Here is a 23,541-nt window from a genome sequence, read left to right as displayed (position 1 = left end):
TGTGACCTGACACCCGGCCGAACGCACGCGCGAAGGCCATCTGCAACTTTCGCATTACCGCCAAAACCGGGGAGCATATCGCATTGCGCGGCTGGATTCTCTTTCAGCATCAACTCGACCCGTCGATTCCCGAGGTGCCAGAAGTCTTCCGTTTCCAGGAGGCTGCAGGCGCGCTCGGCATCGAACTGCACGTCCTCCAGCCCCACAGCTTCGAACTGGTCGTCGGCACCGTCGGCGACTGGGCGATCAAGTATCAGGGGCGCGAGATCGAGAAGCCCGACTTCGTCATCTGCCGCACCGGCGCGGAGACGGATTACTTCACGTTGGCCCTGCTGCGCCACTTCGAGCGGCGCGGGGTGCGGCTGGTCAACGGCCCGGCAACGATCGAGACGGTGTCCGACAAGCTGCACACCCTGCAGACGCTGAACCGTGCAGGGTTGCCGATCCCGCGCACGATGCTGGGCACGTTCCCCATCGACGTCGATCTCGTCGAGCGGGAACTGGGCTTTCCAGTCATCGTCAAGACGCTCAAGGGTACGCGCGGCGCGGGGGTCCTCAAGTGCGAAGATCGCAGCCAGTTCGAGGATCTGGCGGGCCTGCTCGAAAGCGCCGAGGCCAAGGCGGACTTCATCCTGCAGCACTACGTGCGCGCCAGCCACGGGCGCGACGTGCGCGTGCTGGTGGTCGGCGGGCGGGTGATCGCGGCGATGGAGCGCCGCTCGCTGACCGGCGGGTTCAAGTCCAACGTCTCGCTCGGCGGGGTGGGCGTCGCCTACAACCCGCCGCAGGAGATGGCGGAACTGGCAGTGCAGGCGGCCGACGTTCTGGAACTCGACATCACCGGCATCGACATCCTGTTCGACGAGGACGGCTACCGCATCTGCGAGGCCAACTCCGCCCCCGGCTTTCAGGGGCTGGAGCGAGCGACGGGGCTCGACGTGCCGACGGCGATCCTCGAATGGGTGATCTCCACGCAGGCCGCCGTGCAGGAAAGCAAGCCTGCCCCGGCCGAGAGCACTGCGCTGGCCGACATGATCTTCGGCGGCCGCACCGGCCTGCGCGCGCTCAGCGACCGCAACGCCGAGTTCCGGCCTTTCGCCAGCGCGGTGGGCCTGCGGATGGTGGCGGCGGGGATCGGCTGCCTCGTCCATGGCTCGTTCCCGCAGCCGCTGGTAGATCGCCGCAGTCCGACCGGGATCGGCCTTCGCTCCCTCTTCGAAGGGCGCGCCAAGGTGGACGTGACGGGACTCAATGACCGGGCGCACGAACGCACGCTGATGGTGGTGCTCGCGGTCGCGATCTGGGCGGCGGTCATGCCATGGCTCGCCGGGGCCGAGGCGGTGGTGAGCGGGGTGCTCTCCGTCCTCGCGCTCATCTTCCCGGTGCTGTTCCTGCTGACTTCCCCGGCCGGACGGTTCGGAGCCGGCTCCGCGCGCCGACGCAGGAGCAACGGATGATCGACTTTTCCGCGATTCCCTGGGCGGCGCTGGCGCCGTTCATCGTCGCCGGGTTCCTGGCGCAGCTGGTGGACAGCGCGGTCGGCATGGGCTTCGGGGTGATCGGCAACTCGCTGCTGATCCTGCTCGGCCTGCCGCCCGCCGCCGCGTCATCGGTGACGCATGCGGTCGAGAGCTTCACCAGCGGCGTCTCCGGCGCGGCCCATGCCCTGCAGCGCAACGTCGACTGGATGCTCTTCGCGCGCCTCGTCATTCCGGGCATCGCCGGGGGGCTGGCGGGCGTGTGGGCGCTGTCGCACCTCAGCCTCTCGATCCTGCGGCCGGTCCTGCTGGTCTATCTGGCGGCGGTCGGCATTTACCTGATCTGGCGCGGAGCGCGGCGGGCGCAGGCCTATCGCCGGATGCGCGCGGTGGGGCCGCTGGGCTTCGTCGCCGGGTTCCTCGATTCCTTCGGCGGTGCCTGGGGGCCGGTGACGACGGGCAGCCTGATCGCGCAGGGGATGACCCCGCGCGTGGCGGTGGGCACCGTCAACGCCGCCGAGTTCTTCGTGACGGTGACGGTGCTGTCGGCCTTCATCGGCACGCTGGGCCTGCAGTCGTTCTCGATCGCGGCGTCGGGCCTGCTGATCGGCGGGATCGTAGCCGCGCCGATCGGGGCGCTGGTGACGCGGCGTGCCTCCTCGCGCGATCTGACGCAGTGGATCGGCGGGGTGATGATCGCGCTCAGCCTGTGGGGTCTGATCTCGCTCGTCTTCGCGCCGATCCCGCTGTTCTCGCGGATGTGAGGGTCAGGTGCGCTTCAGTCGCCCGCCGCTCAGCGTCCCCGCCAGACCCGGCGCCACCATGAGCAACCCCTTGGCGATGGCCACCACCGCGCCGAGGATCAGGAACGGCTGGCCGATCAGGTAGACCGGATAGAGCGGCGAGCCGAGCTTTCCGGTCAGCTTGCCGACGACCGGCCCCAGCAGCCAGATCAGGATCAGGTGCGCGCAGAAATAGAAGAACATGTACGGTTCGATCCGGCGCAGTAGCGGCGCGGCGCGAGTGGCGACGAGGCGCCATGCCAGCCACCACACCGCCAGCGATGCGGCAACGCGCGCGGCAAGGTCCACCGCCGCCGTCGAGGCATCGTCGAACGGCCGGGCATCGCCGATCGAGACGTAGAGATGCAGCGGCATCAGCACCACGAAGGGTGCTAGCGCGACGATGGCGGGCCATGCGGCCACGCGCTCGGCGAGGTTGGCACGGCGGGCGATGATGCCGATGGTGAAGAACATCAGGATCGAGGCGCGCAGGATCACCGGCGGGCCGATGCCCAGTACGTGGCAGGTTCCCGCCGCCAGCGCGAGCAGAGCCAGCGCCTTCGACGGCAACCGCACCAGCAGCGGGGCCAGCACCATGCACAGGAACAGGTCGCGCAGGAACGGCATCTGCACGTTGATGTCGGGCGGGCGGGTGACGATGAACAGTTCCTCGACCAGCCAGCGCACCGATTGCGGCATAGGCGCGGCGAGCCCGAACTGCCATGCCGCGCCCGATACCAGCAGCACCGCCAGCGCGTTCCACAGCACCATCGGCAGCAGGATCGTGCGCGCCTTGCGGGCGACGTGCGGTCCCCAGTGACGAGTGCGCGAGGATCCCGCGACCAGCCAGCCGGAGATCAGTCCCAGCAGCGGCACCGCGCTGCGGCCGAACCCTTCCATCAGGACCCAGCGCAAGGTCTCCTGCGGAGTCCCGCGCGCCAGATCGAGTTCGTAGCCGGAGAGTCCCGTCCAGGCGTGGACGTAGACGATGCCCGCGATGCAGATGACGCGCGCGATGCGGATCGCATCGGAGCGCCGGCTTTGCATGTCGCTATTCGGTTCAGCCAAGCCGTGTCCCGCCCATTATCATCCATGCTCCGTATGTGCTTTTGTCATCATAAAGCCTGCGAGGCGCAGTGGTTGCCTCGCGCAGACGATGCCAAGCCTATGCGTCACGCCGCGCGGGCGGCGGGACGAGCGGAGAGGGGCAGGGAAAAGGCTTTCAGAACAGCGCTTCGTCGAGCGCCATGACCGTGGCGGGACCGGCGGCGATGCGGGCCGCGTGCAGACCTGCGCGGGGCAGCACGTAGCTCGCGTAGTAGGCGGCGAGGGCGGCGTAGGTGTCGCGGCTGCGCGCATCCTCCAGCGCCGAGGCGGCGGCGAGGATGCGGACCCACATCCAGCCCAGCGACACCAGCGCGAAGAGGTTGAGGTACTCCGTGGCCGCCGCGCCGAGGGCATCGGCATCACCCGATGCGGCCGCGATGGTGGCGCTGGCTTCCTCCAGCATGGCGAGGGCGGCGCGCATCTGCACGGCGAGGTCGCTCGCGTCGCTTTTGTCGATGTCGGCCGCGATTCCGTCGAGGTAGGCGCGCAAGGGGGCGCCGCCGTTCAGCGTGACCTTGCGCGAGACGAGGTCCATGGCCTGTACGCCGTTGGTGCCCTCGTAGATCTGGGTGATGCGTGCGTCGCGGACGAACTGCTCCATCCCGGCTTCGTGGATGTAGCCGTGGCCGCCGAACACCTGCTGCGCCAGCACCGTCGTCTCGAAGCCGAAGTCGGTGAAGGCGGCCTTCACCACCGGAGTCAGCAGGGCGACGTCGGCGGAGGCCGCATCGCGCGTCGCGGCGTCCGGGTGGCGGTCGGCGATGTCCATGCGGATCGCGGTCCATGCGGCGAGGGCACGCGCGGGCTCCACGAAGGCGCGGCAGGCGAGCAGCATCTTTCGCACGTCGGCATGGGCGATGATCGGCACGGGGCCGGGGCGGCCGTCAGCGGCGCGGCCCTGCAGGCGCTCGCGGGCATAGGCGACCGCGTTCTGCGTCGCCGCATCGGCAAGGCCGAGCCCCTGGATGCCGACGAACAGGCGCTCGGCATTCATCATCGTGAACATCGCGTTGAGCCCGCGTCCGGCCTCGCCGACCAGCCAGCCGGTCGCGCCGTCGTAGTTCATGACGCAAGTGGGCTGGGCGTGGATGCCCATCTTGTGCTCGAGCGCGCCGACCGACATCGCGTTGCGCTCGTCGAAGGCGCCGCTGGGGCTGGGCAGGAACTTGGGGACGAGCAGCAGGCTGATGCCCTTCACTCCGGCCGGAGCATCGGGCAGGCGGGCGAGGACGAGGTGGACGATGTTGTTGCCGAAATCCTGGTCGCCCGAGGATATGAAGATCTTGGTTCCGGTCACCGCATAGCTGCCGTCGCCGCGTGGCTCGGCGCGGGTGCGCAGCAGGCCGAGGTCGGTGCCCGCCGAAGCCTCGGTCAGCGCCATCGCGCCGCACCACTCGCCGGTCACGAGCTTGCCGAGGTACGTGGCCTTGAGTTCTTCCGAGCCGTGTGCGGCAAGCGCTTCCGCCGCGCCCCGGGTAAGGCCGGGGAACAGGCCGAAGGACAAGTTGGCGGCGGACACCATCTCGTCGAGCATGATCTGCACGGTGCGCGGCAGGCCCTGTCCGCCGAACTCGGGATCGCCTGCGAGGCCGGGCCAGCCCGCCTCGACGAATTCCGCATAAGCCTCCGCGAAGCCCGGTGCGGTGACGACGTTACCGTCGACCAGCTTCGTGCCCGCCGCGTCGCCCGGCAGGTTCAGCGGGGCGAGGCGTTCGGTGCACATGCGACCGGCCATCGTCAGGACTTCGCCTGCAAGCTCGCTCGTCACTTCCTCCAGTCCCGGCAGCGCGGCCATCTGCGCGTCGAAATCGAGCACGTGCTCCAGCAGGAAACGCATCGTCGCGACGGGGGGCTGGTAGGTCGAGGGCATGATCATCTCCACAGGGGCTTGCGTGCTTGCGCGGCTTTCCATCTCATTGTACCAAACGATCGTTACAATCAAGGCGATGTTGCCATGACCCTTGAATTTCCTTGCCGATCGGTCGGCCGCGCTCCAACGCAGGCCCAATGAACGCACGCCATCCCGACAAGTCGAACCCGTCGCGCGAGGACGAGGTCGTGGCCGCCGCCGCCGCCCTCTTCGCCGAGCGGGGCTATGCCGCGACCAGCATTCGCGACATCGGCGAGCGGGTGGGCCTGCTGGGCGGCTCGCTCTACCACTACATCAAGAGCAAGGACGCGCTTTTCGTGCGCATCCACGATGCGGCGCTGCAGGCAGCGGAAGGCCGCATCCGCGCGGCGATCGAAGGGGTGGAGGAGCCCGCTGCGCGGCTGGCCAGGGCGTGCCGGGTGCTGCTGGCGATCCAGCTCGACCCGGCCTCGCTGACGATGCCGCTGATGAACGACTTTCGCGCGGTGCCAGACTCCGTGCGCGTGCAACTGGTCGCGCGGCGCGATGCATTCGAGCTACTGTTCGCGGACCTCGTCAATGCCCTGCCGCCGCAGCCGGGGCGCGACCCGGCGATCTATCGCATCCTGCTGCTCGCCACGCTCAATTCGGCGAGCGAGTGGTATCGGCCGGGGCGCCTCACCCTCGATGAAGTCGCCGACCAGATCCTCGGGGTCTACGCGGTCGGTTCCTGAGTAGGGACGGCGCGGCAGAGTCCTTCCTGCGCCACGCTGGCGACCAGCGTTCCCGCCCGGTCGTAAAGCGCGCCGCGCGCAAAGCCCCTCGCGTGACCGGCCCAGGGGCTGTCCATCGCGTAGAGCAGCCAGTCGTCCACCGGCGGAGTGGAATGGAACCACACCGTATGGTCGAGGCTGGCGACCTGCATGCCGGGCGAGAAAATGGCCTTCGAATGGGGCAGGATCGCCGTGGAAACGAGTGCGAAGTCGCTCGCATAAGTTAGCACGACGCGCCTGAGCATTTCGTCGCTGTCGATCGGCGCGGCCAGCCTGAACCACAGGAACTGGTGAGGGGTATCCGAGCCCTGCACAGCAGGCGGGCCGGGCCGGATCTCGAACGCGGCGAGGCGGTCGAGCATGGCCTGCGGGAATTTCTGGCCCGTCGCCGCGAGTGCTGTGACGAGGTCCGGGCACTGCTCGGGCGAGGGCACTTGCGGCATGGCGGCGGCGTGGGCGAAGCCGTCCTCGCGCCGATGGAACGAGGCCGCCAGGTTGAGGATCGGCTTGCCGCCCTGCATCGCCACGACGCGACGGTTGGCGAAGCTGCCGCCGTCGAAGTCGCGCAGCACGCGGTAGATGATCGGCCGCGTCGTATCCCCGGCGCGCAGGAAATAGGCGTGGAGCGAGTGCGCCTGCCGATCGCTGCCCGCCAGATCCCGTGCGGCGGCCGCCAGCGCCTGCGCCACCACGAGCCCGCCGAACACGCGGCCGGGCCGTTCCTCGGAGGCGCCGCCACGGAACAGGTCGGTGTCGATCTCCTCGACTTCGAGGAGAGCGCGCAGTTCGGCGACGGCAGCAGCAGGGTCAGTCATCGACGGGCCTTAGCGGGGAGCCTTCGAGCCACGCAAGGGCCTGCCGCTCGATCGAGAGCAGTTCCTCCAGTGTCTGGTCGATCGCCCGCTTCTGCTTGCGCAAGTCGGCGATACGCTCGCCGACCTTGGACTTGAGGGCGCGGACCTGTTCGTGATGCTCGGGATCGACGTCGTAGAGATCGAGGAACTCCTTGATCTCCCGGATCGAGAAACCGAGCCGCTTGCCGCGCAGGATCAGTTGCATCCGCCCGACCTCGCGCCGCGAATAGATGCGGGTGGTGCCGACCCTCTGCGGCGCGATCAGGCCCTTGTCCTCATAGAAGCGCAAGGTGCGCATCGTCACGCCGAGCAGGGTTGCGGCTTCCTGGATGCCCAGAAGTTGCGGCGGTTCGGGAGCGGGCGCGGCGCTCAAGCTGTGGTTCCGCCCGAGCCTTGGCCAGAGTTTTGGCCCTCACGCTTGGCAGCTTCTTCCGCGACGAGGTCTTTTTTGGACAGCTTGCCTACCATGGTCTTGGGGAGCGAATCCCGGAACTCGATCGAGGCGGGCATCTCGATCTTGTTCAGCCGTTCACGCAGGAAGTCCAGCAATGTCTCCTGATCCAGGATGTCCCCCCCGTGCAGCACTACGAATGCCTTGGGAGCCTGCCCGCGATAGGCATCGGGGATGCCGATCACGACCGCCTCGGCGACCATCGGATGCTCGTAAAGCGCTTCCTCGATGATGCGCGGATAGACATTATAGCCCCCGCAGAGGATCACGTCCTTGATCCGGTCGACGAGGAACAGATAGCCGTCCTCATCCAGATAGCCGATGTCGCCGGTGCGCAGGGCACCGTAGATGAAGGTCTTCTCGGTGTCCTCGGGACGGCCCCAGTAGCCCTGCATGATCTGCGGGCCGCGCGCGCAGACTTCGCCCTTTTCGCCGGGCGCGCAAAGGCGGGTGGGGTCGGAGGGATCGCGGATTTCCAGCGCGGTGCCGGGGAAGGCGGGGCCGCAGGCGTTGTCCTTGACCAGCCCTTCCAGCGGGTTGCAGGCGATGATCGGGCTGGCTTCGGAGAGGCCGTAGCCCTCGACGACGTTCACCCCGGTCTTCTCCTCGAACTCGCGGCGAACCTCCAGCGGCAGCGGCGCGCCGCCGGAGATGCAGACGCGCACGTTGTCGAACTCGCCGTGAAGCTGTTGGTGGTTGAGCGCGGTGTAGAGCGTGGGCACCCCGAAGAACTGCGTCGGCTTCGTGCGCTTGGCGGTGGCGAGGAAGGACTTCATCTCGAAGCGGGGCAGCAGGATCATCTCCGCCGCCGTGTCGACCGAGTAGTTCAGCACCGTCGTCAGCGCGAAGACGTGGAACAGGGGCAAGACACCCAGCGTGCGCTCCTGATGCTCGGGCATGTGGCCGACATGCGCGATCATCTGCGCCGAGTTGGCGGCCAGGTTCGCGTGGCTGAGCATCGCGCCCTTGGGCACACCGGTGGTGCCGCCGGTGTACTGCAGCACCGCGAGGTCGTTGGGATGGCGTTCGACCGGGTCCGGCTCTGCATCGCGGGCGATCAGGTTGGCCCAGCGCGCATAGCGCAAGTCGTGCGGCTCATGCGCGATGTCGTGGCGCTTGAAGAGCAGGAAGGCGCGGCGCTTGATCGCGGGCAGGGCGTCGGCGAAGGGGCAGACGACCACGCGCTTGAGGCAGGTCTTGCCGACCAGAGGCTCCAGCTTGGGCAGGCACAACGCGAGGTCGGTGGCGATCATCACCTCGCAGCCGGAATCGGTGACCTGATGCGCCATCTCGCGCTCGGTGTAGAGCGGGTTGAAGTTCACCACGACAGCGCCGATCCGCAGCACCGCGAAATAGGCGACCACGTAGTAGGGCGTATTGGGCAGGCACAGGCCGACACGGGTGCCCTTGGTGACACCAAGGTCCTGCAGGCCGCGGGCGGCTCGCTTCGCAAGCGCGCCGATTTCCGAATATGTCCACTTGCGGCCCATGAAGTCGACCGCCGGCCATGGCCCGTGGGCGTCCACGGCATGGTCGAGCAGGTCGGTCAGAAGACGCGGCGCGATCGGCGGCATCTCGTCCGTCGTTGAGGAGGCAGTGGCGGGAGCGACCCCGCCGATCGTCGCCGCGTCGATCATTAGAAGTGCATCCTTGCGCCGAGGGAGAAGACAAGAGCGGAAGCGTCCTTCAGCTCGCCGTTGGTGATCACCGGCGTCTGCACCGCCGTGCCCGCATAGGCAGCGGTGATGCGGTCGATCGGCGCATCCTTGAAGGTGATGTACGAGGCCGCCGCGTCGATGGTGAAGGCCGGGCTCGGCGAATAGCTGGTGCCTGCCGAGAAGTTCCAGCGGTTGCTGTCCGGCACGCGCGCGTCGCGGTTGCCGTCCTGCGTCGGGGTGATGCCGCGCTGGAAGCCGGTGCGCAGGACCCACTGCGGGTTGACCTGATAATCGGCGCCGATCGCCCAGGTCCAGCTGTTGCGGTAGTTCTCGGGGATCGACTGGTTGATCGGCGCGCCGATGTCGATGGTGTCGAACTCGCTCCAGCCCATGCGCACGACCTGCGCGTTGAGGGTCAGGCTCTTGCTCATCTGCGCGCGGGCGCTGCCGATGAACATCCACGGTGTGCTGAACGAAGCCTTGGCGTCGATCGTGCCGTTCTGCGCTGCGAGCGGACCGGCCAGCCCTTCGAGCGTCACCGTGCCATCCAGCTTGTGCTTGATCGAGGACTTGTAGGCAAAGCCCAGCGAGACCGGGCCGTCATGGTACTGCACACCGGCCGACCAGCCCACATCCCAGCCGTTGCCCTTGAGCGTCTGGTGCCCGTCCGCGAGCAGCGGCGACAGGTTGGGGAGGTAGTTGCCCAGCGTCGCATCGACGTACTCGATGTTCGCCGCGCCGCCGATGTAGAGGCCCTTGGCCAGTTCCACCGCGATCGAGGGCTGGATGTCGTAAGTGCGCAGCTTGGTCTTGTCGGCGCTGTAGCGCGCCCAGCTGTCGGCGTCGTAGTCGGTGGTGAACGAATAGGGTGCCGTCAGCGACAGGCCCACCGCCACGCGGCCGAACCCATAGGCGATCGCTCCCGAAGGCAGGTAGCCGTTATCGATCGGGTTCTTCGCCACCGGATTGCCGCCGACCGAGGCCGGGGCCTGCAGCGGGCGCACGATCACGGTGCCGTTGTCCACGACCTTGCCGCGCGGCAGGATCGCGCTGGCGCGCACGGATGCCTCGCCGCCCTGCATGCCCGCGATCGAAGCCGGGTTCCACCAGAGGGAATCGACGCCGGTATCAGCCGCCTCGCCCGAGAAGGCGCGGCCCTGTCCGCGGACGGACTGCTCCTGAAGGTAGAACGCCTGCGCGCTCGCCGATCCGCTCCACGCGAAGGCGACGACGCTGGCCGCGCTCGCAAGGAAGATGCGGTTGTACTTGGTATGCATTCGGTACTCTCCCTAGGTAATTGCTTTTTGGCAGCTACTTAACTGCCGCGCGGCCTACTTGATCCGCGTCCATGTCTGGGTTTTGCATAGCGGCCAGACGATGCAGCCCTTGAGCTTGAGGGTGTCCGCGCCCGCCGGGGTGATCGTGGCCTTGTAGGTGCCGCCGTCTTCCGGGTTGTAGATCGTCCCGCCCGACCAGGCGTTGCCGTCCTGCTTGAAGCCGCCGAGGATCTGCAGTCCCTTGAGGCGGCGATCGCGCTTGGATGCGTCCTTGTTGTTGATGTCCTTGAGTTCCGGGTTCTTCAGGATGTTCTCGGAAGACACCAGCTTGCCGCAGATCGAGCCGCCGCAGCGTTCGATCTCGACCACGCCGTGCTTGGCAGGCGTGCGCCACGAGCCTGCCAGCGCGCCCGCATCCGCCGCCAGCACCGGCGATGCGGTGACGATGGCGGCGCACAGGACAATCGGGGAACCCAACGCCAGCGCTGTAAGTTTAAGGAAGTGCATTTGCGACCTCTCCATCTCTCTCGCCCGGATTTCTAAGCTGGAACCGTGCCCCTGACTTCGCAGGTGACGACCGATCCCGACCGGATGGACTCGGCATATCCCAAAATTTGCTTGACGTATAGGGAAAGATTCGCACCTTAAGGGAAGACGTTCGGGAGAACGAGGATCGCTATGGATTCGGCACTCAAGCCGGCCGGGTCCGCCCATGGAGAGGAATGCATGCAAAGCGTCGTGATCGCGGGCTACGCCCGTTCGCCGTTTCACCTGGCCAACAAGGGCGCACTCGCCCGCGTCCGCCCCGACGACCTCGCCGCGCAGGTGATCCGGGGGCTGATTTCCAAGACCGGCGTGGAGCCCGCCGATATCGAGGACATCATCGTCGGCTGCGCTTTTCCCGAGGGAGAGCAGGGGCTTAACGTCGCGCGCCTGATCGGCCAGATTGCGGGACTGCCGCAGTCGGTCGGCGGGATGACGGTGAACCGTTTCTGCGGCTCCTCGATGAGCGCGATTCACATCGCCATGGGCCAGATCGCCGTAGGGGCTGGCGAGGTATTCATCTGCGCCGGTATCGAATCGATGAGCCGGGTGCCGATGAGCGGCTTCAACCCGCTGCCGAACCCGGCGCTGGCTAAGTCGACCGCCGCTTATATCGGCATGGGCGAGACGGCCGAAAACGTCGCTACCCAGTATCAGATTTCGCGCGGCGAACAGGAAGCGCTCGCCGTCGAGAGCCAGAAGAAGGCCGCCGCCGCGCGCGAAGCAGGCAAGCTGGCCGATGAGATCGTGCCCATCGAAACCAAGGGTGGCACCGTCAGCGAAGACGGTACGATCCGCCCCGAAACCACCGCCGAAGCCCTTGCTGGCCTGAAGCCCGCGTTCGATGCCAACGGTTCGGTGACGGCGGGCACCTCCTCCCCGCTGACCGACGGCGCCAGCGCGGTGCTGGTGACCACCGAGGAATACGCGCGTGCTCACGGACTGCCGATCCTCGCCCGCATCAAGTCGGTCGCGATCTCCGGCTGCGCGCCCGAGACTATGGGCCTCGGCCCGATCCTCTCGAGCCAGAAGGCGCTGGAGCGCGCGGGGATTTCCGCCAGCGACCTCGACGTCGTGGAACTCAACGAAGCCTTTGCGTCCCAGGCACTTGCCTGCATCAAGGACCTGAACCTCGACACCGCCAAGGTGAACATCGACGGCGGCGCGATCGCCATCGGCCACCCGCTTGGCGCGACCGGTGCGCGCATCGTCGGCAAGGCGGCATCGCTGCTCAAGCGCGAGGGCGGCAAGTACGCGCTCGCCAGCCAGTGCATCGGCGGCGGTCAGGGCATCGCCACCGTTCTGGAGGCCGTGGAATGAGCCAGCCGATCAAGAAAGTCTGTGTCATCGGCGCGGGCACCATGGGTGCCGGGATCGCCGCGCAGGTCGCCAATGCGGGCGTGCCGGTGCTGCTGCTCGACATCGTCCCGAAGGATGGCGCGAACCGCAATGCCGTGGCCGAAGGCGCGGTGGCGAAGATGCTCAAGACCGAGCCCGCGCCTTTCATGAGCAAGGCCGCCGCGAAGCTCGTCGAGACCGGCAACATCGAGGATCACCTTGAAAAGATTGCCGAATGCGACTGGGTGATCGAGGCCGTCATCGAACGCCTCGACATCAAGCAGGGCCTCTATGCCAAACTGGAGGCGGTGAAGCGCGAGGGGACGGCGGTGTCGTCCAACACCTCGACGATCCCGCTGGCGCAGCTGGTCGATGGCCGTTCCGAGGCGTTCAAGCGCGACTTCCTCATCACCCACTTCTTCAACCCGCCGCGCTACATGCGGCTGCTGGAGATCGTCACCGGGCCGGATACCGATGCCGGTGTCGCCGCGAAGGTCGAGCAGTTCGCCGACGTGGCGATGGGCAAGACGGTGGTGAAGGCCAAGGACACGCCGGGATTTATTGCCAATCGCATAGGTACTTACTGGATTCAGTTGGGCCTCAACGCGGCCTTCGACCAAGGCTTGAGCGTCGAACTGGCCGATGCCGTCGCGGGTAAGCCCATGGGCGTGCCCAAGACCGGGATTTTCGGCCTCGTCGATCTCGTCGGAATCGACCTGATGCCGCATCTGCAGGCCAGCCTGACCTCGACGCTGCCCAAGGACGACCCCTACCACGCCATCGCGCGCAGCCATCCGCTTATCGAAAAGATGATCGCCGACGGCTATACCGGACGCAAGGGAAAGGGCGGATTCTACCGCCTTAACAAGGAGATGGGCCGCCGCAAGGAGACCATCGACCTTGCGACCGGCGAATACCGCGAGACCATCCGCGCCGCAGGCCCCTCGGGCAAGGCGGGCCGCGGCGACCTTCGTGCGCTGGTCGAGACCAAGGGGCCGATCGGCGAATACGCCTGGGCGGTTCTGGGCGGGACGCTGGCTTATGCGGCCTCGCTGGTTCCCTCAGCGGCGGACGATGTGGTTGCGATCGACGATGCGATGAAGCTCGGCTACAACTGGAAGGCCGGGCCGTTCGAGATGATCGACAAGCTGGGCACCGCTTGGCTGGCGCAGCGCCTTGAATCCGAAGGAAAACCCGTCCCGGAAATCCTGAAGGTGGCGGGCGACAGGCCGTTCTACCGCGTCGAGAATGGTGTGCGGCAGGCACTGGCACTCAGCGGCACCTACGAGGACATTAAACGCCCCCAAGGTGTCCTCAGCCTTGCCGACGTGAAGCTGGCAGGCAAACCGCTGTTGAAGAATGCCTCCGCCGCGCTGTGGGACATCGGCGACGGTGTCACCGCCCTCGAATTCACCGGCAAGATGAACGCGCTCGACGGCGAGGTCATGAAGCTGATCGTCGAGGCGATTCCGCTGGTGGCATCGAAGTACAAGGCCCTGGTCGTCTACACCGACGCCGACAACTTCTCGGCGGGGGCCAACCTCGGCCTCGCGATCTTCGCGGTGAACATCGCCGCGTGGAGCGAGATCGAGAAGCTCGTCGCCGGTGGGCAGATGGCGTACAAGGGCCTGAAGTACGCGCCGTTCCCCGTGGTCGGTGCGCCGGCGGGCATGGCGCTGGGGGGCGGGTGCGAAATCCTGCTCCACTGCGATGCGATCCAGGCCCATGCCGAGCTGTATATGGGCCTCGTCGAATGCGGCGTCGGCCTCGTTCCGGGCTGGGGCGGCAATGGCGAACTGCTCGACCGCTGGCAGAGCAATCCGATGATGCCCAAGGGGCCGATGCCCGCCGTCGCCAAGGTGTTCGAGACGGTCTCCACCGCCTCGGTATCGAAGTCGGCCGCGCAGGCGAAGGAGATGCTGTTCCTGCGCGCGGACGATGCGATCACCATGAACCGCGATCGCCTGCTCTACGACGCCAAGCAGAAGGCGTTGTCGCTGGTCGAGGGCTACAAACCGCGCGAGGCCCCGCACTTCCGCCTGCCCGGCGAGAGTGGCCGCACCGCGCTGTCGATGGCGGCCGAGGGCTTCCACAAGCAGGGCAAGGCCACTGACTACGACATGGTCGTCTCCGATGCGCTGGCGACGGTGCTGACCGGCGGCGAGGCCGATCTGGTCGATGTGGTGAGCGAACAGGAACTGCTCAAGCTGGAGCGCGAGGCGTTCATGCGGCTGGTCCGGAGTCCGCGCTCGATCGCCCGGGTGGAGCACATGCTCGAAACCGGCAAGCCGCTGCGCAATTAAGATAACAGGGCGGCCACCGCGCCGCCCGAGGAGAGTGACACATGCAAGTCTATGAGGCGCCCCTGCGCGACATGCGGTTCGTGATCCACGAACTCCATCAGGACGACGGCTTCGGCAATCTGGAGGCGCTGGAGGAATTCAGCCCCGACCTCGTCGACGCCGTGCTCGAAGAGGCGGCCAAGGTGGCGCAGGAAGTTCTGCTGCCGCTCAACCGCTCGGGCGACATCGAGGGCTGCGTGCTGGAAAACGGCGTGGTCCGCACCCCCAAGGGCTTCAAGGAAGCCTACGAGATGTTCCGCGACGGCGGCTGGTGCGCGCTCGCGTCCGATCCCGAGTGGGGCGGGCAGGGCCTGCCCGAGGCGGTGAACAAGATGACCGAGGAGATGATCTGCTCGGCCAACCTCTCGTTCAGCCTCTACCCCGGCCTGACGCACGGCGGCACCACTGCGATCGAGGCTTACGCCAGCGAGGATCTGAAGCAGTTCTACCTGCCGAAGATGGTATCGGGCGAATGGTCGGGCACGATGTGCCTTACCGAGCCGCACTGCGGCACCGACCTTGGAATGCTGCGCACGAAAGCTGTCCCGCAGGAGGACGGCTCGTACAAGCTGACCGGCGCCAAGATCTTCATCTCGGCGGGCGAGCATGACCTGACGCCCAACATCGTCCACCTCGTCCTCGCGCGGCTGCCCGATGCGGCAGAGGGCGTGAAGGGGATCAGCCTGTTCCTGGTGCCCAAGTATCTGCCCAAGGACGACGGCACCCCGGGTCCATCGAACGGCGTCTCGGTGGCGGCGATCGAGCACAAGATGGGGCTCAAGGCCTCGGCCACCTGCCAGCTCAACTTCGACGATTCCACCGGCTGGATCGTCGGCAAGCCGGGCAAGGGCATGGAGGCCATGTTCAAGATGATGAACACCGAGCGTGTCTCGGTGGGCGTGCAGGGCCTTGGCGTCGGCGAGGCGGCCTATCAGTCGGCGGTCTACTACGCGAAGGACCGCCTGCAGGGCCGATCGCTCTCAGGCGTCAAGAACCCGAACGGCCCGGCCGATCCGATCATCGTCCACCCCGACGTGCGCCGCATGCTGATGACGATGCGCGCCTACAACGAAGGCTGCCGTGCGCTGGGCGGCTGGGTCAGCCGCGCGCTCGATGCCGAGAAGCACGCGACCGATCCCGCCGTGAAGCAGAACGCCGAGGATTTCATCGCGCTGATGACCCCGGTGGTGAAGGCGCTGTTCACCGACCTCGGCCACGAAAGCGCCAATCTGGCGGTGCAGGTCTATGGCGGCCACGGCTACATCGCCGAGAGCGGCGTGGAGCAGTACGCCCGCGATGCGCGCATCGCGATGATCTACGAGGGCACCAACGGCATCCAGGCGCTCGATCTGGTCGGGCGCAAGATGCCCGCGCACATGGGCCGCTATCTGCGCAGCTTCTTCCATCCGGTGTCGGCTTTCGTCGAGGCGAACAAGGCGGACGCGCAGTTCGGTCCGATGATCGCCGCGCTGGAGAAGGCGTTCGGTGCGCTGCAGCTTTCCACCGGCACCATCGCGCAGAAGGGCATGAAGGATCCCGAGGAAGCAGGCGCTGCGGCGACTGATTACCTGCGGCTGATGGGGCTGGTGGCGATGGCCTACTGCTTCGCGAAGTCGGCGATGATCGCGCGGGACAGGCTGGGCGAAGGCAGCGAGGACGCGGGCTTCTACAAGGCGAAGCTGGCGACGGCGCAGTTCTACTTCGATCGCATCCTGCCGCAGGCGACGGCGGCGTTCCTTGCGATCAAGGCGGGCAAGGCCTCGATGATGGCGCTGGAAGACGCGGCGTTCTGATGGGGGAGGGGTGGGGGTTGCCCACCCCCTCGTTCTAAAATCCGTCATCCCCGCGAAGGCGGGGACCCATCTGATGCCGGTGCAACAGGCTCTGTCATCAGTTGGGTTCCCGCCTTCGCGGGAATGAAGACGTGTAAACGAGAGTGACCTCTCATTCCCCTCCCGCTTGCGGGAGGGGGCAGGGGTGGGCCTCTATTAAGCCGCCACCGTCTCCGGCCGCATCAGTTCCTCGGCCATGCGATCGGCCACGACCGGCGGCGGCAGACCGTCGCTGGCGGCGGTGTCCAGCAGTTCGCGCATGCGCGGACCGATCGCCATGACCCGGCCGCGCACTTCGCTTTCGCTCTCGCCGAGGTATTCGGCCGCGACGTTGATGATGCCACCCGCGTTGGCGACGTAGTCCGGGGCATAGGCAATGCCGCGCTCCATCAGCAGGTCCGCGACATGCGGCGCGGCAAGCTGGTTGTTGGCCGCACCGCACACGACCTTTGCGTGCAATGCCTCGACCGTCGCGTCATCGAGCGCACCGCCCAGCGCGCAGGGCGCGAAGACTTCGGCCTCCACGGCGGCGATGCCCGCGATCCCCATGATCCGCGCGCCGGTTTCCTCGGCGAGACGCGCGCAGCGCAGCGGGTCGATGTCGGCAACCACCAGCTTCGCGCCCGCGCCGTGGAGCAGCCGCGCCAGCCCCGCGCCGACATTGCCGACGCCGGAGATCGCCACCGTCACGCCCGCAAGGCCGCTTCCGTAGCGGAACTCGACCGCCGCCTTCATCGCCTCGAACACGCCGAGCGCCGTCCAGGGCGAGGGATCGCCGCCGGCCAGACCCGGCAGCGCGGTGCGTCCGGCGACATGGCGGGTATGGCGGGCCACGCACTCCATGTCGGCGACGCCGGTGCCGACGTCCTCGGCGGTGACGTAGCGGCCATCGAGCTTCTCGACCGCCTCGCCGAATGCCTCGAACAACGCGCGGCGGTCGAAGTCACCGGCGGGGCGGCGTAGCACGGCCTTGCCGCCGCCGAGCGGCAGGTGGGCCATGGCGTTCTTGTAGCTCATGCCCTCGGCCAGCCGGAAGGCGTCGCGCATGGCGGCTTCGGGGTCGTCGTAAGTCCACAGGCGGCAGCCGCCCGCCGCAGGCCCGCGCGCGGTCGAGTGGATGGCGATGATGCCGTCAAGACCGGCGGCTTCGTCGGACAGGCGGACATATTCGATCGGCGGCATCATGCGCCGGGTCTGGGCAACCATCGTCAAGGCTCCATGCGGGAGTGGTGTTAGCCCCCGCATTATGCCGGGAGAGGCGAGGGCGTTCTGACCTCATTTCGACGTTGGCGGGGAAAATCCGACGCGACGAAGGTGCTGGCCTCGTGATATGCGGTGAAAATGACCGGACTTGATCCTTATGAGCGAAAAATTCTCCGCGAACTGCAGCGCGACGCGAATCAGACCACGGCGCAGATCGCCGAGCGGGTGGGGCTGTCCCCCTCGCCCTGCTGGCGGCGCATCGACCGGCTGGAGCGCGAGGGCTTCATCCAGCGCCGCGTGGCGATCGTCGACCGGCACAAGGTGGGCCTCAACGCGCATGTCTTCGTGCAGGTGAAGCTCAACGCCCATGGCCGCGCCAACCTCGATGAATTCGCCGCCAAGATCCGCGAATATCCCGAGGTTCTGGACTGCTACGTGCTGCTGGGCTCGGTCGATTTCATGATCCGGGTGGTCGCGGAGGACATCAGCGCCTATGAGCGCTTCTTCTTCGAGAAGCTGTCTCAGCTTCCCGGCGTTCAGGAAATCACCTCGACGGTCGCGCTGTCGGAGATCAAGGCGACGACCGCGTTGCCCATCTGATGGGGCCGATTTGAACGAACGAAAGGTTTTGGATGTCGCACCCCCTCACGATCGAGCCCACCCCCGAGGCCCCGCAACTGACGGACAGGATGCGCCTCAAGGCCATCGTCGCGGGCTCTGCGGGCAATCTGATCGAGTGGTACGACTTCTACGTCTACGCCTTCACCGCGCTCTATTTCTCCTCGGAGTTCTTCCCCAAGAGCGACGCGCTGGTGCAGGTCATGGCGACCAGCGGCATCTTCGCGGTGGGCTTCCTGATGCGCCCGATCGGCGGGTGGTTCTTCGGGCGCTATGCCGACCGGCACGGGCGGCAGAAGGCGATGGTCGTCTCGGTGCTGATGATGGGCGCGGGCGCACTGCTGATCGCCGCGCTGCCGACATACGCGACGATCGGCGTCGCGGCCCCGGCGCTGCTGCTGGTGGGACGCATGCTGCAGGGCTTCTCGACCGGCGGGCAGTACGGCACGGCGGCTACGTATCTCTCCGAGATCGCCGGGCCGAAGCGACGCGGGTTCTGGTCCTCGTTCCAGTACGTCACGCTGATCGGCGGGCAGCTGACCGCGACTTTGGTGATCCTGCTGCTTCAGCAGCTCCTGGGCGACGCCGGGATGAAGGCGTGGGGCTGGCGCATCGGCTTCCTGATCGGTGCCGTCGCCGCTGGGTGCATCGTGCTGCTGCGCGATCACATGCACGAAACCGCCGACGCCAGGGACCGTGAAGGCGCCGAGGCTGGAAGCCTTGCGGAACTATTCCGCCACTCGACCCGCGCCTTCCTGATCGTCGCGGCGCTGACGGCGGGCGGCAGCCTGATGTTCTATTCCTTCACCACCTATATGCAGAAGTTCCTCGTCCTGACCGTCGGCATGGCCAAGGAGACGGCGACGCTGATGATGACGGCGGTGCTGATCGTGTTCATGATCCAGCAGCCGCTGATGGGCCTGCTCTCCGACCGGATCGGGCGGCGCAACAACATCGTCGCCTTCGCCGCGCTGGGCGTGGTGTTCACGGTGCCGCTGTTCAGCGCGCTGGCGGTGACGAAGAGCCCGGTCACCGCGTTCCTGCTGATCGCGGCGGGGCTGACGATCTGCAGTTTCTACACCTCCGTCAGCGGGCTGTTCAAGGCGGAGCTGTTCCCCGTCCATGTCCGCGCGCTGGGCGTGGGCCTTGCCTACGGCGTCGCCAACGCGCTGTTCGGCGGCACGGCGGAGAACGTGGCCTTCGCCTTCAAGCAGATCGGGATGGAGCACGGCTTCTACTGGTATGTCACCGCGTTCTGCGTGGTGTCGCTCGTGGCGGCGCTGATGCTGCCCGACACCCGCCGCGAAAATCCGCTGGACCGCGTGGCCACGGCCTAGAGCCTGCATCGTCGTTGCGAGCGAACCGAAGCAATCGAGGGTAGTCTTGCGCCGCTCTGGATTGCTTCGCTGCGCTCGCAATGACGAGAAGAGATGTAATCCAACATCGACATGCGGGACGGTACTATATCCTGCTGTGTATAGTTGTGCTGTGCACAGTGATGAACATTACTCAACATCGCATGCAATCGTGACGCCGTAGCGTCGGGCAACTTATCCGGGCAGAGTGGGTTGATGGTCACATAGGGCGCGCCTTGGGCAAGGAAGGCGTGAACCGGCTGCGGTTTTGCCGTGGTCGTCTCTTAAAAGAAAGCATCACCCATGACGGAAGGATACGGAGCGATCTCTCGGCGCGACGTTCTCAAGACCAGTGCGACGGGCGCGGCGATCGCCGGTTCGCTCGGCCCGGGCAACGTGGCGATGGCACAGGCTCAGACCGCCGCGCCGCCGCATGCCGCCGTCAGCCTCAAGATCAACGGCAAGGCGACCCGGCTGGAGCTGGACACCCGCACCACGCTGCTCGATGCCCTGCGCGAGCATGTGAAGCTGACCGGCACCAAGAAGGGCTGCGACCACGGCCAGTGCGGCGCCTGCACGGTCATCGTCAACGGCCGCCGCATCAACTCGTGCCTGACCCTGGCGGTGATGCACGAGGGCGACGAGGTGACCACCATCGAAGGCCTCGGCAGCCCCGACAACCTGCACCCGATGCAGGCCGCCTTCGTCGAGCATGACGGCTACCAGTGCGGCTACTGCACGCCGGGCCAGATCTGCTCGGCCGTCGCGGTGCTGGAGGAAATCCGCGCCGGCGTGCCCAGCCACGTCACGGCCGACGTCTCCAAACCCTCGCCGATGACGACGACCGAGATGCGCGAGCGCATGAGCGGCAACATCTGCCGCTGCGGCGCTTACTCCAACATTGCCGAAGCCATGGCTCAGGTCGCAGGAGTGAAGGCATGAGGCCGTTCACCTATGAGCGCGCCACGAGCGCGCAGGATGCGGCTGCGAAAGTCGCCGCGACGCCGGGCGCGCGCTTCATCGCGGGTGGCACCAACCTGCTCGACCTGATGAAGCTGGAGATCGAGACGCCGACGCACCTGATCGACGTCAACGGTCTCGGTATGGATAAGATCGAGCCTATAGACGGCGGCGGCCTGCGCATCGGTGCGCTGGTCCGCAACACCGACCTCGCCGCCGACGCGCGCGTGCGCAAGGACTACGGCGTGCTCACCCGCGCGCTCGTCGCGGGCGCCTCGGGCCAGCTGCGCAACAAGGCGACGACGGCGGGCAACCTGCTCCAGCGTACCCGCTGCCCGTACTTCTACGACGTCAACATGCCCTGTAACAAGCGCAAGCCCGGCTCGGGCTGCGCGGCGATCGGCGGTTTCAGTCGTCCGCTCGGCGTGATCGGCACCAGCGACGCCTGTATCGCCACGCATCCCAGCGACATGGCGGTGGCGATGCGCGTGCTCGATGCCTCGGTCGAGACGATCCGCCCCGACGGCACCACCCGCGCCATCCCCATCGCCGACTTCCACACGCTGCCGGGCCAGACCCCGCACGTCGAAACCGCGCTGGAGAAGGGCGAGATGATCATTTCCGTCGCGCTCCCCAAGCCCAAGGGCGGTACGCATATCTATCGCAAGGTTCGCGACCGTGCCTCTTACGCCTTCGCGCTAGTCTCCGTCGCGGCGGTGATCGGCAAGGACGGGAAGGGCGCCGTCGCCCTCGGCGGCGTCGCGCCGAAGCCGTGGCGTGTCGAGGAAGCCGACGCCCTGCTGCCCAAGGGCTCGAAGGCCGTCGCCGAGCGCCTCTTCGCCGGAGCCACCCCGCGCGAGGACAATGCATTCAAGCTGACCCTCGCCCAGCGCACCATCGCGGCGGTTCTTGCGGAGGCAAAGGCATGAAGTTCGACCAACCCGCAGGGACCAACCCGATCGACCGCATGAAGGTCGTCGGCAAGCCCACCACGCGCATCGACGGCCCGCTCAAGGTCACCGGCCACGCGCCTTACGCCTACGAGCATCAGGAACTGCCGGGGAAACCGGCTTACGGCTACGTCGTCGGCTCGGCGGTGGCGAAGGGCACGATCCGCTCGATGGACACCTCCCGCGCCGAACGCGCGCCGGGGGTGGTCGCCGTGGTCACGCACCGCAACGCGGGCAAGATCGCTAAGGGCAACTTCAACACCGCGATGCTGCTCGGCGGCCCGAAGATCCAGCACTACCACCAGGCCATCGCCGTGGTCGTCGCCGAAACCTTCGAGCAGGCCCGCTCCGCCGCCGCGCTGATCGACGTCGATTATGCGCGTGACGGCGGCGCCTTCGACCTCGCCGTGGCCAAGGTCGATGCGCCCGATGCCACCGGTTCGGACGCGCCGACCGCCGTGGGCGACTTCGCGGGAGCCTTCGCCGCCGCGCCGGTGCAGCTCGACCAGATGTACACCACGCCCGACCAGAGCCACGCGATGATGGAGCCGCATGCCACCATTGCCGCGTGGGAGGGCGACAAGCTCACGGTCTGGAGCGCCAACCAAATGGTCGCGTGGGGTGCGGGCGATCTTGCCCGCACGCTGCAGATTCCCCCTGAGAACGTGCGCCTGATTGCGCCTTATATCGGCGGCGGTTTCGGCGGTAAGCTGTTCCTGCGCTCGGACGTGCTCATGGCCTCGTTGGGTGCGAAGGCGGCGAAGCGTCCGGTCAAGGTCGCGCTGCCGCGTCCGTTCATGGGCAACAACACCACGCACCGTCCCGCGACGATCCAGCGCATCCGCCTCGGCGCGACGAAGGACGGCAAGCTGACCGCCATCGGTCACGAAAGCTGGTCGGGCGATCTCGAAGGCGGCGGCCCGGAAAGCGCCACGCAGCAGACCAAGCTGCTCTACGCGGGTGCAAACCGCATGACCGCGCTGCGCCTCGCCGTTCTCGACCTGCCCGAAGCCAACGCCATGCGCGCGCCGGGCGAGGCGCCCGGCCTGATGGCGCTGGAAATCGCTGTCGACGAACTGGCCGAGAAGCTGGGCATGGACCCGGTGAAGCTGCGCGTCATCAACGATACCCAGGTCGATCCCGAAAAGCCCGAGCGCCCGTTCTCGCAGCGCAACCTCGTGCGCTGCCTGGAAGAGGGCGCCGAGCGCTTCGGCTGGGCGCGGCGCAAGGCTCCCGGCCAAGTGCAGGACGGCCGCTGGCTGATCGGCATGGGCGTGGCGGCGGCGTTCCGCAACAACCTCAACATGAAGTCCGGCGCGCGTGTTCGCCTCAGCCCTTCGGGGCAGGTGACGGTCGAGACCGACATGACCGACATCGGCACCGGCACTTACACCATCATGGCGCAGACCGCGGCCGAGATGATGGGCGTGCCGCTCGCCAAGGTGACGGTGAAGCTGGGCGATTCCTCGTTCCCGGTCTCGGCCGGATCGGGCGGGCAGTGGGGTGCGAACTCCTCGACGGCGGGGCTCTACGCGGCTTGCGTCAAGCTGCGCGAGGCGATCGTCAGCAAGCTGGGCCTCGGGCCGGGCGAGGCGACGTTCGAGAACGGACAAGTCCACGTCGGCAACCGCGTCGCCGACATTGCCGCTGCGGCCAAGGGCGGCGAGATCGTGGTGGAAGACTCGATCGAGTTCGGCGATCTCGGCAAGAAGTTCCAGCAGTCCACTTTCGGCGCGCACTTCGTCGAGGTGGCGGTCGATCGTTACACCGGCGAGACGCGCGTGCGGCGCATGCTGGCGGTCTGCGCGGCGGGGCGCATCCTCAACCCCACGGCGGCGCGCAGCCAGGTGATCGGCGCGATGACCATGGGCGTGGGCGGCGCGCTGATGGAGGAACTGGCGGTCGACAAGCGCTTCGGCTTCTTCGTCAACCACGACCTCGCCGGGTACGAAGTGCCGGTCCATGCCGACATTCCGCATCAGGAGGTCGTGTTCCTCGACGAGGCGGACGACAAGGTCTCTCCCATGAAGGCCAAGGGCGTGGGCGAACTGGGCCTGTGCGGCGTCGGCGCGGCGGTGGCGAACGCGATCTACAACGCCACCGGCGTGCGCGTGCGCGATTATCCCATCACGCTGGACAAGCACCTCGACAAGCTGGGCGAAGTGGTCTGA

19 protein-coding genes are annotated in these 23,541 nt (G+C 67.1%); 11 read left to right on the top strand and 8 right to left on the bottom strand.

Features of this window, described 5'->3' with window-relative positions; genetic code table 11:
- Positions 1–83 precede the first annotated feature (83 nt).
- Both LH128_RS23950 and LH128_RS23945 read left to right on the top strand, forming a co-directional pair.
- The gene (locus LH128_RS23950; RefSeq protein ID WP_008832276.1) at positions 84–1,457 is read left to right on the top strand and encodes an ATP-grasp domain-containing protein; all 1,374 of its coding nucleotides are present in this window, start codon (positions 84–86) and stop codon (positions 1,455–1,457) included.
- The gene (locus LH128_RS23945) at positions 1,454–2,242 is read left to right on the top strand and encodes a sulfite exporter TauE/SafE family protein (RefSeq protein WP_008832275.1); all 789 of its coding nucleotides are present in this window, start codon (positions 1,454–1,456) and stop codon (positions 2,240–2,242) included. The genes LH128_RS23950 and LH128_RS23945 overlap by 4 nt, the downstream gene beginning before the upstream one ends.
- Before the next feature lie 3 nt (positions 2,243–2,245).
- On the opposite strand, the gene LH128_RS23940 is transcribed toward LH128_RS23945, so the two are convergent.
- Both LH128_RS23940 and LH128_RS23935 read right to left on the bottom strand, forming a co-directional pair.
- Positions 2,246–3,307, bottom strand: coding sequence for an acyltransferase family protein (locus tag LH128_RS23940; protein ID WP_008832274.1), 1,062 nt, complete (start codon positions 3,305–3,307; stop codon positions 2,246–2,248).
- Between the two features lie 175 nt (positions 3,308–3,482).
- Positions 3,483–5,237, bottom strand: a complete 1,755-nt coding sequence (locus tag LH128_RS23935; RefSeq protein ID WP_037521124.1) for an acyl-CoA dehydrogenase — start codon at positions 5,235–5,237, stop codon at positions 3,483–3,485.
- Positions 5,238–5,374: 137 nt separating this feature from the next.
- Here LH128_RS23935 and LH128_RS23930 point away from each other — a divergent pair, with 137 nt between their 5' ends.
- Positions 5,375–5,950, top strand: coding sequence for a TetR/AcrR family transcriptional regulator (locus LH128_RS23930; RefSeq protein ID WP_008832272.1), 576 nt, complete (start codon positions 5,375–5,377; stop codon positions 5,948–5,950).
- Here the strand turns inward: LH128_RS23930 and LH128_RS23925 are convergent.
- The 5 genes from LH128_RS23925 to LH128_RS23905 are packed head-to-tail and all read right to left on the bottom strand — an operon-like array spanning position 5,932 to position 10,736.
- Complete coding sequence (locus LH128_RS23925; protein WP_008832271.1) at positions 5,932–6,804, bottom strand: acyl-CoA thioesterase; 873 nt, start codon at positions 6,802–6,804, stop codon at positions 5,932–5,934. The genes LH128_RS23930 and LH128_RS23925 overlap by 19 nt on opposite strands.
- Positions 6,797–7,216, bottom strand: a complete 420-nt coding sequence (locus LH128_RS23920) for a MerR family transcriptional regulator (RefSeq protein WP_008832270.1) — start codon at positions 7,214–7,216, stop codon at positions 6,797–6,799. The genes LH128_RS23925 and LH128_RS23920 overlap by 8 nt, the downstream gene beginning before the upstream one ends.
- Entirely contained in the window at positions 7,213–8,931 is a 1,719-nt protein-coding gene (locus LH128_RS23915; RefSeq protein ID WP_008832269.1) for a long-chain-fatty-acid--CoA ligase, read from the bottom strand. The genes LH128_RS23920 and LH128_RS23915 overlap by 4 nt, the downstream gene beginning before the upstream one ends.
- On the bottom strand, positions 8,931–10,229 hold the full coding sequence (locus LH128_RS23910; protein ID WP_008832268.1) for an OmpP1/FadL family transporter: 1,299 nt from the start codon (positions 10,227–10,229) through the stop codon (positions 8,931–8,933). Before LH128_RS23910 ends, LH128_RS23915 begins: the two co-directional genes overlap by 1 nt.
- A gap of 54 nt (positions 10,230–10,283) precedes the next feature.
- Positions 10,284–10,736 carry a DUF2147 domain-containing protein gene (locus LH128_RS23905; RefSeq protein ID WP_008832267.1) on the bottom strand — a complete coding sequence of 151 codons (453 nt, stop codon included), beginning with the start codon at positions 10,734–10,736 and terminating at the stop codon, positions 10,284–10,286.
- Positions 10,737–10,955: 219 nt separating this feature from the next.
- Here LH128_RS23905 and LH128_RS23900 point away from each other — a divergent pair, with 219 nt between their 5' ends.
- From LH128_RS23900 to LH128_RS23890, 3 genes are read left to right on the top strand one after another with little or no spacing between them, the layout of a single operon-like run.
- Entirely contained in the window at positions 10,956–12,092 is a 1,137-nt protein-coding gene (locus tag LH128_RS23900) for a thiolase family protein (protein ID WP_008832266.1), read from the top strand.
- Entirely contained in the window at positions 12,089–14,413 is a 2,325-nt protein-coding gene (locus tag LH128_RS23895) for a 3-hydroxyacyl-CoA dehydrogenase/enoyl-CoA hydratase family protein (RefSeq protein WP_008832265.1), read from the top strand. The genes LH128_RS23900 and LH128_RS23895 overlap by 4 nt, the downstream gene beginning before the upstream one ends.
- Before the next feature lie 41 nt (positions 14,414–14,454).
- Positions 14,455–16,245, top strand: coding sequence for an acyl-CoA dehydrogenase C-terminal domain-containing protein (locus LH128_RS23890; protein WP_008832264.1), 1,791 nt, complete (start codon positions 14,455–14,457; stop codon positions 16,243–16,245).
- Between the two features lie 195 nt (positions 16,246–16,440).
- Here LH128_RS23890 and LH128_RS23885 read toward each other — a convergent pair whose 3' ends face one another.
- Complete coding sequence (locus tag LH128_RS23885) at positions 16,441–17,490, bottom strand: Leu/Phe/Val dehydrogenase (protein ID WP_008832263.1); 1,050 nt, start codon at positions 17,488–17,490, stop codon at positions 16,441–16,443.
- Between the two features lie 135 nt (positions 17,491–17,625).
- Between LH128_RS23885 and LH128_RS23880 the strand changes: the two genes are divergently transcribed.
- From LH128_RS23880 to paoC, 5 genes are all read left to right on the top strand, one after another.
- Positions 17,626–18,087, top strand: a complete 462-nt coding sequence (locus tag LH128_RS23880; protein WP_008832262.1) for an Lrp/AsnC family transcriptional regulator — start codon at positions 17,626–17,628, stop codon at positions 18,085–18,087.
- Positions 18,088–18,119: 32 nt separating this feature from the next.
- Positions 18,120–19,442: an MFS family transporter gene (locus tag LH128_RS23875; RefSeq protein WP_008832261.1), complete on the top strand. Its 1,323-nt coding sequence runs from the start codon at positions 18,120–18,122 to the stop codon at positions 19,440–19,442.
- Positions 19,443–19,763: 321 nt separating this feature from the next.
- On the top strand, positions 19,764–20,402 hold the full coding sequence (paoA, locus tag LH128_RS23870; RefSeq protein ID WP_008832260.1) for an aldehyde dehydrogenase iron-sulfur subunit PaoA: 639 nt from the start codon (positions 19,764–19,766) through the stop codon (positions 20,400–20,402).
- A complete protein-coding gene (locus LH128_RS23865; protein WP_008832259.1) occupies positions 20,399–21,349 on the top strand; it encodes an FAD binding domain-containing protein in 951 nt (316 codons plus the stop codon). Before paoA ends, LH128_RS23865 begins: the two co-directional genes overlap by 4 nt.
- Positions 21,346–23,541 carry an aldehyde oxidoreductase molybdenum-binding subunit PaoC gene (gene paoC, locus LH128_RS23860; RefSeq protein WP_008832258.1) on the top strand — a complete coding sequence of 732 codons (2,196 nt, stop codon included), beginning with the start codon at positions 21,346–21,348 and terminating at the stop codon, positions 23,539–23,541. Before LH128_RS23865 ends, paoC begins: the two co-directional genes overlap by 4 nt.

Source organism: Sphingomonas sp. LH128 (genome assembly GCF_000293195.2).
Lineage (GTDB): Bacteria > Pseudomonadota > Alphaproteobacteria > Sphingomonadales > Sphingomonadaceae > Novosphingobium > Novosphingobium resinovorum_A.
The sequence above is the reverse complement of the archived record's forward strand: the minus strand, read 5'-3'. Positions and strand labels throughout refer to the sequence as shown.